The organism is Vreelandella xerophytica, from assembly GCF_968048975.1.
Map to the genome: position 1 here is coordinate 953,779 of NZ_OZ309106.1, position 13,083 is coordinate 966,861.

10 protein-coding genes are annotated in these 13,083 nt (G+C 60.6%); 8 read left to right on the plus strand and 2 right to left on the minus strand.

What is annotated here, in order from left to right:
* Positions 1-63 precede the first annotated feature (63 nt).
* The gene (locus ACWF8S_RS04495; protein ID WP_447555647.1) at positions 64-621 is read left to right on the plus strand and encodes an NUDIX hydrolase; all 558 of its coding nucleotides are present in this window, start codon (positions 64-66) and stop codon (positions 619-621) included.
* A gap of 37 nt (positions 622-658) precedes the next feature.
* Here the strand turns inward: ACWF8S_RS04495 and ACWF8S_RS04500 are convergent, their stop codons facing one another.
* Entirely contained in the window at positions 659-970 is a 312-nt protein-coding gene (locus ACWF8S_RS04500) for an NGG1p interacting factor NIF3 (protein ID WP_447555648.1), read from the minus strand.
* A gap of 225 nt (positions 971-1,195) precedes the next feature.
* Between ACWF8S_RS04500 and ACWF8S_RS04505 the strand changes: the two genes are divergently transcribed.
* The 5 genes from ACWF8S_RS04505 (at position 1,196) to ACWF8S_RS04525 (ending at position 9,392) form a co-directional block, all read left to right on the plus strand.
* A complete protein-coding gene (locus ACWF8S_RS04505) occupies positions 1,196-2,035 on the plus strand; it encodes a fructosamine kinase family protein (RefSeq protein ID WP_447555649.1) in 840 nt (279 codons plus the stop codon).
* Positions 2,036-2,268: 233 nt separating this feature from the next.
* Entirely contained in the window at positions 2,269-3,930 is a 1,662-nt protein-coding gene (locus tag ACWF8S_RS04510) for a TolC family outer membrane protein (protein ID WP_447555650.1), read from the plus strand.
* An 82-nt stretch (positions 3,931-4,012) separates the two neighbouring features.
* The gene (locus ACWF8S_RS04515; RefSeq protein WP_447555651.1) at positions 4,013-5,293 is read left to right on the plus strand and encodes an efflux RND transporter periplasmic adaptor subunit; all 1,281 of its coding nucleotides are present in this window, start codon (positions 4,013-4,015) and stop codon (positions 5,291-5,293) included.
* Positions 5,293-8,478 carry an efflux RND transporter permease subunit gene (locus ACWF8S_RS04520; RefSeq protein ID WP_447555652.1) on the plus strand — a complete coding sequence of 1,062 codons (3,186 nt, stop codon included), beginning with the start codon at positions 5,293-5,295 and terminating at the stop codon, positions 8,476-8,478. Before ACWF8S_RS04515 ends, ACWF8S_RS04520 begins: the two co-directional genes overlap by 1 nt.
* A 239-nt stretch (positions 8,479-8,717) precedes the next feature.
* Positions 8,718-9,392 (plus strand): hypothetical protein, encoded by a 675-nt coding sequence (locus ACWF8S_RS04525; protein WP_447555653.1) that lies wholly within the window; start codon positions 8,718-8,720, stop codon positions 9,390-9,392.
* 124 nt (positions 9,393-9,516) lie between these two features.
* Here ACWF8S_RS04525 and ACWF8S_RS04530 read toward each other — a convergent pair whose 3' ends face one another.
* Positions 9,517-10,131, minus strand: coding sequence for a TetR family transcriptional regulator (locus tag ACWF8S_RS04530; protein ID WP_447555654.1), 615 nt, complete (start codon positions 10,129-10,131; stop codon positions 9,517-9,519).
* Between the two features lie 200 nt (positions 10,132-10,331).
* Between ACWF8S_RS04530 and ACWF8S_RS04535 the strand changes: the two genes are divergently transcribed.
* Positions 10,332-11,363, plus strand: a complete 1,032-nt coding sequence (locus tag ACWF8S_RS04535; protein ID WP_447555655.1) for a succinylglutamate desuccinylase/aspartoacylase family protein — start codon at positions 10,332-10,334, stop codon at positions 11,361-11,363.
* A 221-nt stretch (positions 11,364-11,584) separates the two neighbouring features.
* Positions 11,585-13,057 carry a catalase gene (locus ACWF8S_RS04540; protein WP_447555656.1) on the plus strand — a complete coding sequence of 491 codons (1,473 nt, stop codon included), beginning with the start codon at positions 11,585-11,587 and terminating at the stop codon, positions 13,055-13,057.
* Positions 13,058-13,083: the final 26 nt, after the last annotated feature.

The following is a 13,083-nucleotide window of genomic DNA, read 5'->3' on the forward strand; positions in this document are numbered from 1 at the left end:
TACAAAGCGTGATGACCAGCGTCAAGCAGAACGCCGCCCTTTATCAGCCGTTGAGAAAACATCATGAATTTTTGTAGCCAGTGCGGTGAAAAAGTCCGCTTTGCCGTTCCCGAAGGCGACGACCGCCCGCGCTACCTGTGCGACGACTGCGGCACCATTCACTACCAGAACCCGCGTATTGTGGCGGGTACGCTGCCGGTTCGGGGCGATAAGGTCTTGCTGTGCAAACGTGCCATTGCGCCACGCAAGGGGTACTGGACGCTCCCGGCCGGGTATATGGAAAACGCCGAAACGATGCGTGAAGCCGGCGTCCGGGAGACCTGGGAGGAGGCCGTCGCCCAGGTGGATATTGAAAGCCTTTATACGTTGATCGATCTACCTCATATCAACCAGGTCTACATGATTTTTCTGGCAAGGCTCGAAGGTAATTTCGCCCCGGGCGCGGAGAGTCTGGAAGTTGCCCTTTTTGACGAGCACGAGATCCCCTGGGACAACCTGGCCTTCCCGACCATCGAGCGCACCTTGGAGCACTTCTTCGAGGATCGTAAAAGCAACCACTTCCCTCTTCACATGAGCACCATAACGCCGGAGGATCGGGAACGCTATTTCGGCAGCGCCTGAGAAGGGATGGGGCGCCCAGGAAGGGAAGGGCGGCTGCTTACAGATCGGCCAGTTCCCAGACATCATAGGCCACTTCCTCGTAGGGGTGGGCCAGTTTGAGCGCGGCTACCGCCGCGTGGATCACGCCATCTTCGCAGACCAGCTCCACCTTGTACTCTTCGACAGTCTCGAGCTCGCCAACGCGTCCGATATGCGGGTGGGCACCTTCCAGCGGGCGAAACTGCCCGGTGCCGCGGGTTTGAAAGCAGCACGCCTCGTAGTCGCCGATACGCCCGGCGCCTGTCTCGAAAATCGCCTCTTTCACGCTCTCGGCGTCTTCCACGGGAACAAAAAACGCAAGTTTGTACATGGTGTCGCTCTCCTCATGTTCAGTCGGTGTGTTTCATCGTAGCGGATTAATGGCAAGGGGGCTGCTTGCTTTCATGAGTGCCTTCAACGTCACGTGATGACACGTAAGCCGAAGCGCCGCGTGGACGTATCTATCCTGCAGGATAGGCATTACCGCATTGCCTAACGACAGCTTCTCCCTGTAGCGTAATCCTTATAACGCTAATACAGAGCAGGGGAGAGGGCCTTGAACGAGGAACTTAGGGATATCTTGAGTGTGCTGGCGCTTGAGCCGCGAGGGGCGATGACGCCCTTGAGCGGCGGCGATATTGCTGCAGTGTACGAGCTGGATACCACCCAGGGGGCGGTGGTGATCAAGCAGGACGACCCCGAGCGTCTTCGCGGCGAGGCTGAAGGACTTCGTGCGCTGAAAGGGGCGGGCACATCGCTGGTAATTCCGGGCGTGTTGGGGCAGTCCGGTGGCTGGCTGGTCATCGAGGCGCTGCACGCCGTCACCCGGACCGACCAGGCGTGCGTGGAGCTGGGCGAAGGGCTTCGCGAACTTCACAGCGTGATTGGCAGCGAACACGGCTGGCTGCACGACAACGCCTGCGGCCGCACGCCCCAGCCCAACACACCGTCAAGCGATGGCCGTGCCTTTCAGCGAGAACGGCGCCTGCTGAATCTAAGCCGCGCCTGCCTGGAGCAGGCGCTGGTAAGTCCCGCACTCTTCAAGCGAATCGAGGCCCAGGCCTACGCGCTGGAGCAGTGGCTGCCGGACGCGTCGCCAAGTCTGGTGCACGGCGATTTGTGGTCAGGCAACGTACTTTATACCCGCAGCGGCCCCGCGCTGATCGACCCCGCCGTCTACCGTCACTATCCCGAGGTGGATCTTGCCATGCTGACCTTGTTCGGCGACCCCGGCGAGCCCTTTTTCGAAGCCTACTGGAACGGTCGTGTTCCTCTGGATTGGCCAAGGCGCGAAGCGCTTTTCCAACTCTACCCGTTACTCAACCATCTGCTGCTTTTCGGCGGCATGTATCTAAGCGGCGTCGAGCACTGCGTGGGCCGACTCGAACAAGACTGACATTGTTTGAAGTAAGCGGTATCAGGGGGTCAACGGGGCTAAAAAACACCTTGAGACGTGCATGTATTGAGCACTTTCGACTAAAGTAAGGCTCACCAGGCTTGACGCTGCGCGAGACACAGAATCGGCAGAACTTCAAGGCTAGCATACATACATGAATGTAACTATAATGCGATCCTTTCACACAACCATGTGTGGCGCACCATCCCACGTTGACACCTAGAGGCAATCCCATGCGACTGGCACACTGGGCAGTCAATGCCCCTCTTCGCCCTTTATTGTTAGCCGTGCTGACAAGTTCTTTCGCGCTGCCCGCCCAAGCGGCGGATCTGATCACCATCACCCGTGATGCGATCAACAACAACGCTGAACTCGCCTCCGCCCGGTCCCAGTTTTCCGGCGTCGAGGCCGCGCGCGACGTAGTGGGCGGCGAGCTGCTTCCTCAGGTCAATGCCTCGGGTAACGTGGTGCATAACCGCCAATACGAAAGCCAGTCGGCGGGTCCGATTGAAACGCCTACCCCTGCAGGCGGTGCCGGCGCTGGTACAACGGGTGCCCCGGTCACGGGGGGGCGCACCCAGGAAGATAACTTCAACAGCATGTCGCTCTCGCTCGAGGCGACTCAAGCGCTTTTCAACGCGGCCACCGTTCAGCGGGTCAACCAGGCTGAACGGCAAATCGATCAGCAGGTATACATTCTGGCGGCTACCGAACAGCAGCTTCTGCTCGATGTGGTATCGGCGTACTTCGATATTCTGCGGGCTTATGAAGTGCTGGAGGCGCGCCGTGCTCAGGAGCGCGCGATCGGCCGCCAGCTGGAGCAGTCCAGCGAGCAGTTCGAAGTCGGTTTGATCGCCATTACCGAGGTAGAGGAAGCACGCTCGAGCTTCGATCAGTCCCGCGCCGAGCGTATTACCGCCGAGAGCAACCTGCAGGTGGCGTTCGAGCGTCTGGAGCAATTGACCGGCCGCCGCTACGCCAGCATCGAGTCGCTGGGGGATATGCCTGTCGGCCTGCCCGCGCCCAGCGAGCGCGACTATTGGGTCGAGCAGGCGCTCGAGCGCAACCCGCAGGTGCTGGCTCAGCGCGCCGGTATCGAAGTGACCCGTGCCGGGGTCGAGATTGCCCGCGCAGGCCGCCTGCCGAGTCTGCAGGCCTACGCCAACTACCAGTACTCGGACACCGACATCGACTACCTCAACGGCCACGATTCATCGAGCCAGTTGGGGCTTTCGGCCAGCGTGCCCATCTATACCGGCGGCAGCACCAGCGCCAGCATCCGTCAGAACACCTTCCAGCTCGAAAGCAGCCAGTACGATTTCGAGTCACAGCGGCGTACCACCATTCAGCAGGTTCGCTCGCTTTACACCCAGGTCAGCAACAACGTGGAAACCGTCGAGGCGCGTCAGCAGGCGATCGTGTCGACCCGAAGCGCCCTGGAAGCCACTCAGGCCGGTTATGAGGTCGGCACGCGTAACATCGTCGATGTGCTCAACGCCGAGCAGAACCTGTATAACGCCATCGCCAACTACGCCGAGTCGCGCTACGACTACGTGGTCAACCTGCTCTCCTTGCGTCAGCAATCCGGGCTTCTGGATGTGGCCGCGCTCGAGGAAGTCAACGGCTGGCTGACCGGCGAGGATGTCACGTTCACCCTTCCCGAAACCGACGATGGCGACGACTACCAGCGCGCGATGAATATCGGTGCCCCGCCCAGCCGGGAAGCGTCGCCGGCAAGTAGCTACTCCTCGGACGATTACGCCCCCGCCAGCCGCCGGCCAAGCGCTTACCCCTCAGGCGGCAACTCGCAAGGTGGCTATCCCTTGGGCGGTGGCCTACCCGGTGGCTACTCGCCGGGCGGCGATTCCGGCAGTAACCTGCCTGGTGGCTACTGATACCTACGGCCTTTAAAGATCTTCAGAATCAGCACTTTGCAGCTATCCGTCAAAATATAGAAAATGAATGGGAATTCCACGTATGAAGAAAGTGATTCACTCAACGAGAGCGAGTCTGGTGACGCTGATAGCTGCCCTGGCGCTGGCCGCCTGCGGGGGAGAAGAGGAACCTCAAGCCCAGCAGCAAGCGCCGCAGGAACAGCCGCCTCACGCGGTAGAGGTGGCCGAAGTCAACCGCCAGGATCTACCCATCAATAAAGCCTACCCGTCGATGCTGCGAAGCGATGACGAGGTCACCCTGGTGGCCCGCGTCGATGGCGCCCTGGAAGAGCGTCATTTCCAGCCAGGGCAAATGGTTGAAGAAGGTGATGCGCTCTACACCATCGAACCCGACCGTTATCAGGCTGCGGTCAACCAGCGCGAGGCGGACTTGCAAAGCGCGCGTGCCCAGTTTTCCCGTGCCCAGCGCGATGCCCAGCGCTTCGAGCAGCTCTTAAGCCAGAACTCGGTCAGCCGTCAGCAGTATGACCAGGCTATCTCCGAACAGCGCGTTGCCCAGGCCAACGTCGCCCAGGCGGAAGCCGCGCTGAGCAATGCCAACCTGGATCTTGACTACTCCAACGTCACCGCCCCGGTAAGCGGTCTGATCAGCCTGAGCCAGATCAATCTGGGCAATGTCGTCACGGCTGGCACCGAGCTTGCTACCATCACTCCGCTCGACCCGCTTGAAGTCCGCTTTCAACTGCCCCAACGCGATGCCTTCGAGCTTCGCCGCCAGTTGAACGACAGCGATACCAACTCAACGATCGTCGCCCGTCTGAGCATTCCCGGGCTGAGCGGCAGCGAAGGCGCCGAACTTGAAGGCGAGCTCGACTTCCTGGGTTCACGGGTGGATAGCGGTACCAGCACCGTGCAGGCTTCGGCCACGTTCGCCAACCCTGACGGCGCCGTGCTTCCGGGGCAGTTCGTGCGTGTGCGCCTGGACGGCCTGAAACGCTACAACGTGATCGCGGTGCCGGAAATTGCCGCTACTCAGGGGCTGATGGGCCCGCAGGTGTTCGTGGTGGACGAGGACAACAAGGCCCGCGAGCGCACCGTGCAACTGGGCGATGTGGCCGGACCCTGGCAGATCATTCTGGATGGCCTTGAAGAGGGCGAGCGCGTGATCGTCGGCGACCCGGCGGGCATCGAGCCTGGTATGACCATCGACCCCCAGCGCTTTGACGGCAACGCCGATGACATCGTCGAAGACGTGGAAGAAGCCGAAGCCGCTGAAGAGCGCGAGCAAGCCAAGGCCGCCTCGGACATGGCGGGCGCGGGCGGCGGCATGCCGGCCGGTGAAGGAGAAGAGGGTGCGCAATAATGAATTTCTCTAACTTCTTTATCAGCCGACCGATATTTGCCACGGTTCTGGCAATTATCCTGACGCTGGTGGGCACGATGGCCATGCGTATACTGCCGGTCGAGCAGTATCCAAGCGTGGTGCCCCCCACGGTATCGGTGCAGGCTCAGTTCCCCGGCGCCGATGCCGAGACGGTCGCCCAGACGGTGGCTGCCCCTCTGGCCGAGGCCATCAACGGCGTCGAGGACATGCTCTACATGACCTCCAACAGCGCCGATAACGGCATCATGAGCCTGAGCGTGGCGTTCAATATCGGCACCGACGGCGACATCAACACCATCAACGTGAACAACCGCGTTCAAGGGGCGCTTTCGCAGCTGCCCGAGCAGGTGCAGTCCCAAGGGGTGACCGTCGAGCTCCGCTCCGATTCGATTCTGATGCTGGTCGCGCTGGTATCGCCCAACGGCGACTACAACAACGTCTACATGCAGAACTACGCCACGCTGAACATTCTCGACGAGCTTCGTCAGGTGCCGGGCGTGGGTAATGCTGAAGTGCTGGGCGGTGGCGAGTTCGCCATGCGGATCTGGATGGACCCGGACAAGCTGGCCCAGTACGACCTGACCCCCAGCGAAGTGGCCAGCGCCGTTCGCACGCAAAACACCGAAATACCGGCGGGTAACCTGGCCTCGGCCCCGCAAAGCGAGCCGCGCGCCTACACCTATACCATCACTGCCGGTGGGCGACTGTCCGACCCGGACGAGTTTCGTAACATCTATCTGCGTACCAATCCGGACGGCTCCTCGCTTCGCCTGGAAGACGTGGCACGCATCGAGCTGGGCGCGTCGTTCTACGGGGTGAGTGCCAGCTTGAACGGCTCTACCATGACGCCGATCATCATCAATCAGCAGCCCGGGGCCAACGCGCTTTCCACCGCCGAGGCGGTACGCGCCACCATGCAGGACCTGGAAACCCGCTTTCCGCCGGGCCTCGAGTACGTCACACCTTACGATACGACGCTGTTTATCGATGCCTCCGTGGAAACCGTTTTCCACACCTTCATCGAAGCGTTCCTGATCGTTGCCGTGATCCTGTTCATCTTCCTGCAGAACTGGCGCTTTACGGTCATCGCCATGTCGGTGGTGCCCGTGGCGGTCATCGGCACGTTTGCCGGTTTTTACCTGTTCGGTTTCTCGATCAATCTGCTGACCCTGTTCGCGCTGGTCCTGTCGATCGGTATCGTGGTGGACGATGCGATACTGGTGGTGGAGAACGTCGAGCGTGTCATCAGCGAAGATGAAGACATTACCGTGCGCGACGCCACCATACAGGCCATGCGCGAGGTCGGCGGGCCGGTCATCGCCACCTCCTTGATCATGGCGGCGGTCTTCGTGCCCGTGGCGTTTCTGGGCGGCTTTACCGGCCAGATCTACCAGCAGTTCGCGATTACCGTCGCGGTTTCCGTGGCGCTGTCGGCGCTGATGGCACTGACCTTTACACCGGCGCTTTCGGCGATTTTCATCAAGCACGACCTCAATCACGACCGGCCTTCGAAGTTTCGTCGCGCCATCACCACGCCGCTTCGCTTGTTCGATCGCATGTTTGCGGGCATTACCGCGGCCTACATGTGGTGCGTGAAAAAGCTGGTGCGCTTCTGGCTGCTGGCCTTGGCGTTGACCGTGGCGGTGGGCGCGGGCTCGTTCTGGCTCTACGCGGCCACGCCTTCCACGCTGGTGCCGGAAACCGATCAGGGCATCGTGCTGGTCAGCGTTTCGCTGCCCGACGCCGCCTCGCTCGACCGTACGCAGAATTACATGGCGAAACTCAGTGCGGCGATCGAGGATGTCGACGGCGTGGAGTACTCCTCCGCCGTGGCCGGGTACGATTTGCTGGCCGGCTCGGTCAATACCGCCCGAGGCGTCATCTTCGTCAACATGCTGCCCTGGGGCGATCGCGAGCTGACCGCCGATGCCCTGGTAGGTCAGATCATGCAGCTGGGCGGGGGAATCGATGGCGGTACCGCCATGGCCTTCAACGTGCCGCCCATCATGGGGCTCTCCACCACCGGCGGGTTCACCGGCTACCTGCAGTCCTTTGACGGCGCCTCGACCCGGGAGCTTTACGAAGCCTCATTACAGATCATGGGCGCGGCCAACCAGCACCCGGCGCTGAGTCAGGTATTCTCGACGTTCAACGTCAACGTACCCTCCTACCGGGCCCACATCGACCAGCAAAAGGCCCTGAGTTACGGGGTGGCGCTGGGTAATATCAACTCGGCCCTGGCCAATACCTTCGGTAACGGTTTCGTCAACTACTTCAGCTATCAAAACCGTAACTTCCAGGTCTATCTGCAAAACGAAGACGAGTTTCGCAAGACGCCGGATGACCTGAACAGCGTGTACGTGCGCGGCGGCAGCGGTGAGCGCATTCCGCTTTCCGAGTTCGTCACCCTCGAGCGTCAGGTAGGGGCATCGGTGGTGTCCCGCTTTGGCGTATACACCGGCGCGCAGTTCCAGGGCGGCGCCGCTCCGGGCTACAGCTCCGCCGAGGCCATCGAGGCGATGGAGCAGGTCGTGCTTGACACGCTAGGCCCCAACTGGGGCATGGGCTGGACCGGCACGGCGTACCAGGAGGCCAATCTGGGCAACACCGCCATGCTTGCCATCATCTTCGGTATTCTGATGGTTTTCCTGATTCTCTCGGCGCAGTACGAGAGCTGGGCGCTGCCGTTGGCGGTTCTGTCCGCCACGCCGTTCGCGTTTCTGGGCGGTATCGGCGGGATTGTGCTGCGGGGCCTGGATACCAGTGTCTACGTGCAGATCGGGATGCTGGTGGTGGTCGGCCTGGCTGCGAAAAACGCCATTTTGATCGTGGAGTTTGCCGAGCTTCAGCGCAAGGAAGAGGGCAAGAGCATCCGCGAGGCGGCCATCACCGCCGCCGAGCTTCGCTTCAGGCCCATCGTCATGACCTCGCTTGCCTTTATCTTCGGCACGTTGCCGCTGGCACTGGCCACCGGGGCCAGTGACGTCAGCAGCCACCATATCGGTACCACGGTAGCCGTGGGTATGGCCTCGGTGGCGATTCTGGGCAGTCTCTTCGTGCCCACGTTCTACGCCATGATTGCCTCGACTGCCGACTGGATGCGGCGCAAGAGCCGAGGCGAAAAGCGCGATCCTGACAAGCGCCTGGAGCACGAGCAGGTGTGATCACGTTTTTGAGTGAGATGTTCATGTGACAAGTTCATGTGACAAGTTCACATGACATATCGAAGTCAGCGGGCCCTACGGGGCCCGCTTTCGTTTGCCGGCTTGATCGACGTCAAGGCGGGTTTGGGCAAAAGGCAGTAGTTTGATCTAAACTTGCTAATGAAACGTTTTGGCTTGTATCCAATACCATAACAACAGGCCAGAACTGACCAGGCAATTCACCTGGAGGAGGGCACGCCATGCAACCGATCCTGTCGGCCGCTTTATCATTTCCCACCATCGTGTTTACATTCGCGCTGACTTTACTGGCGCTTTATTGGCTGCTGGTGCTGGTCCGACTAGCGCCACTCGAGCTTTTCGAGCGTGACAGCCTGCGCGACGATCATATGGCCAGTACACTGGTGTCGCTTGGGTTTGTCGGCGTACCGGCCACCCTGGCACTCAGCATGTTGATGCTGCTTGCCGGCGCCATGACCCTGGCACTCGAGTTCTGGGTACTGCGCGGACTTGAGCTTGGCATGATGCGCGTTCCGCTGGGGCTGTTCATTGTCTGGGGCGCCCTTGCCATTGCCTCGCCGTTGGCCGCCATGCTATGCCAGGGGTTGGCCAAGGGGCTTTACCGCTTTGCGCCTTTCAAGCGGCGCAGCCTGTTGGGCGTTACTGTCGCGGTAACGGCCCTTGAAGGCAACGAGCTGGCCGAGGCGTCACTGATCAAGAGCCCTGCCTGTGTAGTGAAGCTTCACTGCAAGGAGAACGAGGTCTTCACCCTTGGCGAGCGCCGCGTGCTGGTGAAGTACTTGCGCGAGGAAGGCGCCTATCGCAGTGTGGAGGAGCAGACCTACATGGATACCCGCCAGCGCCTGAACCAGCTGCGCCTTCGCCACAAACATCGGGAATCGGCGAATTTCAGCTAACGCTTCATGAAACCAGAAAGCCAGAAAGCCCGCCATTGCGCGGGCTTTTTACGGTTCGGCTTTCAGTTGCAGAAAAAAAGGGAAAGACCATGGCGGGACGACAGCGCTGGCGCGTGGTTCGAGGCTAGGGGCGGCGCATCAACATGATGAGAGTGTCGATCATCTCACCTCCCCGGGCACGAATCGAGTAAGCCCCGGGGGCGCGAAGCCAATCGTGAAAAAGCCCGCCCAGGGTCGCCTGCATCAGCTGTGCCGCGACCTGGGGGGACAGATCCTCGCGCAGCTGCTGCTGATCGGCTGCCAGCTGAAAGACGCTGAGCATCTCCTGGAAACACTCTTCGTTGATTTCGCTTTGCATCTCGAGCGGGTTGATATCGCTGAAGAACTCACAGCGATGCAGCAAGATGGAAAGAATGCGCTTATGGGAAGGCTGCTCCAGACGCTCGACGCCGGCAAGGCACGCCAGGCGCATGGCATCCATGGGCGAGACGTGGGGGTCGACGTTCTTGACCTCTTCCACCAGCGACTGGAAGGGCATGCGCACCCGCTCCACCAGTGCCATGAACATGTCGCCCTTGTTCTTGAAGTGCCAATACACCGCCCCGCGGGTCACTCCCGCATGGCGAGCTACCTGTTCAAGGGACGTGCGGGCTACGCCTTTCTCGAAAAAAACGTCTTCAGCCGCGTCCAGGAGCGCTTCGCGTGTGGCTGCCGCTTCTGCTTTGGTTTTTCTAACCATAAACGCAACCTTAGTAACTATCCCGAAAGGAGGGTATTTTATCTGAAATGCCACCTTTTTACATTCAAAACTGTATGGTTAGCTGATACATGTCAGCGTCTGTGGGAATAAACACAGCGGTGGCATAAAACGTTCAGCTCCAGCAGCTTTCGGCGCCGCGTTCTGGCGGCTGCTGTTTTACCAAGATGACAGGAATACCCATGGCACAAGTACCGTTTCATATAGCCGGTCACACGCTTCAGCCCGGCGAGCGTCTACAGATCGACGTGCCGGTCGCGCGCCTCTACACTCATACGCCGCTGCATATTTCCATCGAAGTGGTTCACGGGCGCAGGGAAGGGCCGACCATGCTGGTGTGCGGTGGTATCCATGGCGATGAGATCAACGGCGTGGAGATCGTCCGGCGCCTGTTGCGCTCCAAGTCGATCAACAGCCTGCGCGGCACGCTGATTGCGGTGCCCGTGGTCAATGTATTCGGCTTTCTGCAGCAGACCCGCTACCTGCCGGACCGGCGTGATCTCAACCGCTGCTTTCCGGGCAGCGAAGAAGGCTCGCTGGGCGGACGCATTGCTGCGCTCTTGCGCGAGGAGATCGTCGATCACGCCACGCACATCATCGATTTGCACACCGGCGCCATTCATCGCACCAACCTGCCGCAGATTCGCGCCCAGCTGGAGCCGGACAGTGAAACCGCGCGCATGGCCGATGCCTTTGGCGCACCGGTGATTCTCAATGCCGAGCTTCGTGAGGGTAGCCTTCGCCATTACGCCCAGAGCCGTGGCATTCCGGTACTGACCTACGAGGCTGGTGAGGCACTGCGTTTTGATGAGTGGGCCATTGCCCCCGGCGTGCGCGGTATTCTGCGCGTCATGCGGCGGCTGAAAATGCTCGCCGGGGAACAGCGCCGCCGCCTGCCGGCCCCTGCCGAGCTTGCCAACGGCTCCAGCTGGGCGAGGGCGCCTATCGACGGCATCCTGCGCCCCAAGGTGCGCCTGGGCGCGCGAGTGTCCAAAGGTGAAGTGCTGGGGCGGGTGGCCGACCCGTTTGGCAACGACGAGGGCGATGTGCTCGCCATGGCGGACGGCATCGTCATCGGCATGAGCCGCTTGCCGCTGGCCAATGAAGGTGAAGCGCTGTATCACATTGCCCGGTTCGATGAGATAGAGGAAGCCGAAACCGCGATCGAAAGCTTCCAGTCGAGCCTTGACCCGGTGCCGGACCCCATGTTCTGAAGCCGGGCTTGCATCATAGGGTAAACCTTCACCAAAGCCGAAAAATGATGGTTTAAAACTATGGATACTATAGTTAAGCATTGAGCCCGGTACGTGGCATGATAAGGCCATCTTGATTACACCTGCTTAACAAAACGCAAGTTGGCATGAGTGAGCAGTTTAGAAGAGCCTGAAACGCAACGGCCCTGCCAAAGGCCTGGATCGTGACAAAGAGGAAAGGTATGACAAACGGTAACTCCAACTACACCACCACCGACGCTGGCATCCCGGTTTCCAGCGACGAACATTCACTTTCCGTAGGCCCGGACGGCCCGATCGTACTCCACGATCATTACCTGATGGAGCAGATGGCGGCCTTCAACCGGGAAATGATTCCGGATCGTCAGCCCCACGCCAAGGGCGGCGGTGCCTTTGGTCACTTCGAAGTCACTCACGATGTCAGCCAGTACACCCGCGCTAAATTCTTGCAGCCGGGCAAGAAGACAGAAATGCTGGCGCGCTTTTCCACGGTAGCCGGTGAGTCGGGTAGCCCGGATACCTGGCGCGACCCGCGCGGCTTCTCGCTTAAGTTCTACACCGAAGACGGCAACTTCGACATGGTGGGTAACAATACTCCCGTGTTCTTCGTACGCGACCCGCTCAAGTTCCAGCACTTCATCCACTCGCAGAAGCGCCGCGCCGACAACGGCCTGCGTGATCACGATATGCAGTGGGACTTCTGGAGTCTTTCGCCGGAATCCGCCCACCAGGTCACCTGGTTGATGGGGGATCGTGGCGTGCCGGCCAGCTGGCGCCACATGAACGGCTATTCGAGCCATACATACATGTGGGTCAACGACAAGAGCGAGCGTTTCTGGGTCAAGTACCACTTCAAGACCGACCAGGGCATCAAGTGCATGACCCAGGAGCAGGCGGATCAGATGGCCGGGACCGATGCCGATTACCACCGTCGCGATCTGTTCGACGCCATCAAGCGCGGCGAACACCCGACCTGGACACTGCAGGTCCAGATCATGCCCTTCGAGGATGCCAAGACCTACCACATCAACCCGTTCGACCTGACCAAGGTGTGGCCGCACGACGATTACCCGCTGCAGGAAGTGGGCAAGATGACCCTCGACCGCAACCCCACCGATTTCCACACCGAAATCGAGCAGGCGGCGTTCCAGCCCAGCAACTCCGTGCCGGGTACCGGCTTCTCACCGGACAAGATGCTGCTGGCGCGCGTCATTTCCTACGCCGATGCCCACCGTGCCCGCTTGGGGATCAACTACCAGCAGATCCCGGTCAACGCCCCGAAAAGCGGGGTCAACAGCTACGCCAAGGGCGGCCGGATGCGTGTTGCCAATACCACTGACCCGGTCTACGCGCCCAACAGCAAGGGCGGTGCCCACGCCGACCCGAACGCTTTCCCGGAAGACGCGGTATGGGAAGCCGATGGCGAGCTGGTACGCGCCGCCTACACGCTGCGCCCGGGCGATGGCGACTTCAACCAGGCCAACGACCTGGTCAACAAGGTAATGGACGACGCCGCCCGCGACCGTCTGGTGAGCAACATCGTCGGCCACGTCTCTGGTGGAGTGGAAGAGCCGGTCCTGTCGCGCGTATTCGAGTACTGGAAAAACGTCGACCAGACCATCGGCCAGCGCGTCGAGCAGGGCGTCATGGAAAACCGTCGCAAAGCCGGCAAGTAACCCAGCGCCTTCAAAAACGAACCCGC

Excerpts from the sequence above, each read along its gene's own strand:
- ACWF8S_RS04495 (WP_447555647.1), top strand. The coding sequence starts at position 64 with ATGAATTTTTGTAGCCAGTGCGGTGAAAAAGTCCGCTTTGCCGTTCCC.
- ACWF8S_RS04500 (WP_447555648.1), bottom strand. The coding sequence starts at position 970 with ATGTACAAACTTGCGTTTTTTGTTCCCGTGGAAGACGCCGAGAGCGTG.
- ACWF8S_RS04510 (WP_447555650.1), top strand. The coding sequence starts at position 2,269 with ATGCGACTGGCACACTGGGCAGTCAATGCCCCTCTTCGCCCTTTATTG.
- ACWF8S_RS04515 (WP_447555651.1), top strand. The coding sequence starts at position 4,013 with ATGAAGAAAGTGATTCACTCAACGAGAGCGAGTCTGGTGACGCTGATA.
- ACWF8S_RS04520 (WP_447555652.1), top strand. The coding sequence starts at position 5,293 with ATGAATTTCTCTAACTTCTTTATCAGCCGACCGATATTTGCCACGGTT.
- ACWF8S_RS04525 (WP_447555653.1), top strand. The coding sequence starts at position 8,718 with ATGCAACCGATCCTGTCGGCCGCTTTATCATTTCCCACCATCGTGTTT.
- ACWF8S_RS04530 (WP_447555654.1), bottom strand. The coding sequence starts at position 10,131 with ATGGTTAGAAAAACCAAAGCAGAAGCGGCAGCCACACGCGAAGCGCTC.
- ACWF8S_RS04535 (WP_447555655.1), top strand. The coding sequence starts at position 10,332 with ATGGCACAAGTACCGTTTCATATAGCCGGTCACACGCTTCAGCCCGGC.
- ACWF8S_RS04540 (WP_447555656.1), top strand. The coding sequence starts at position 11,585 with ATGACAAACGGTAACTCCAACTACACCACCACCGACGCTGGCATCCCG.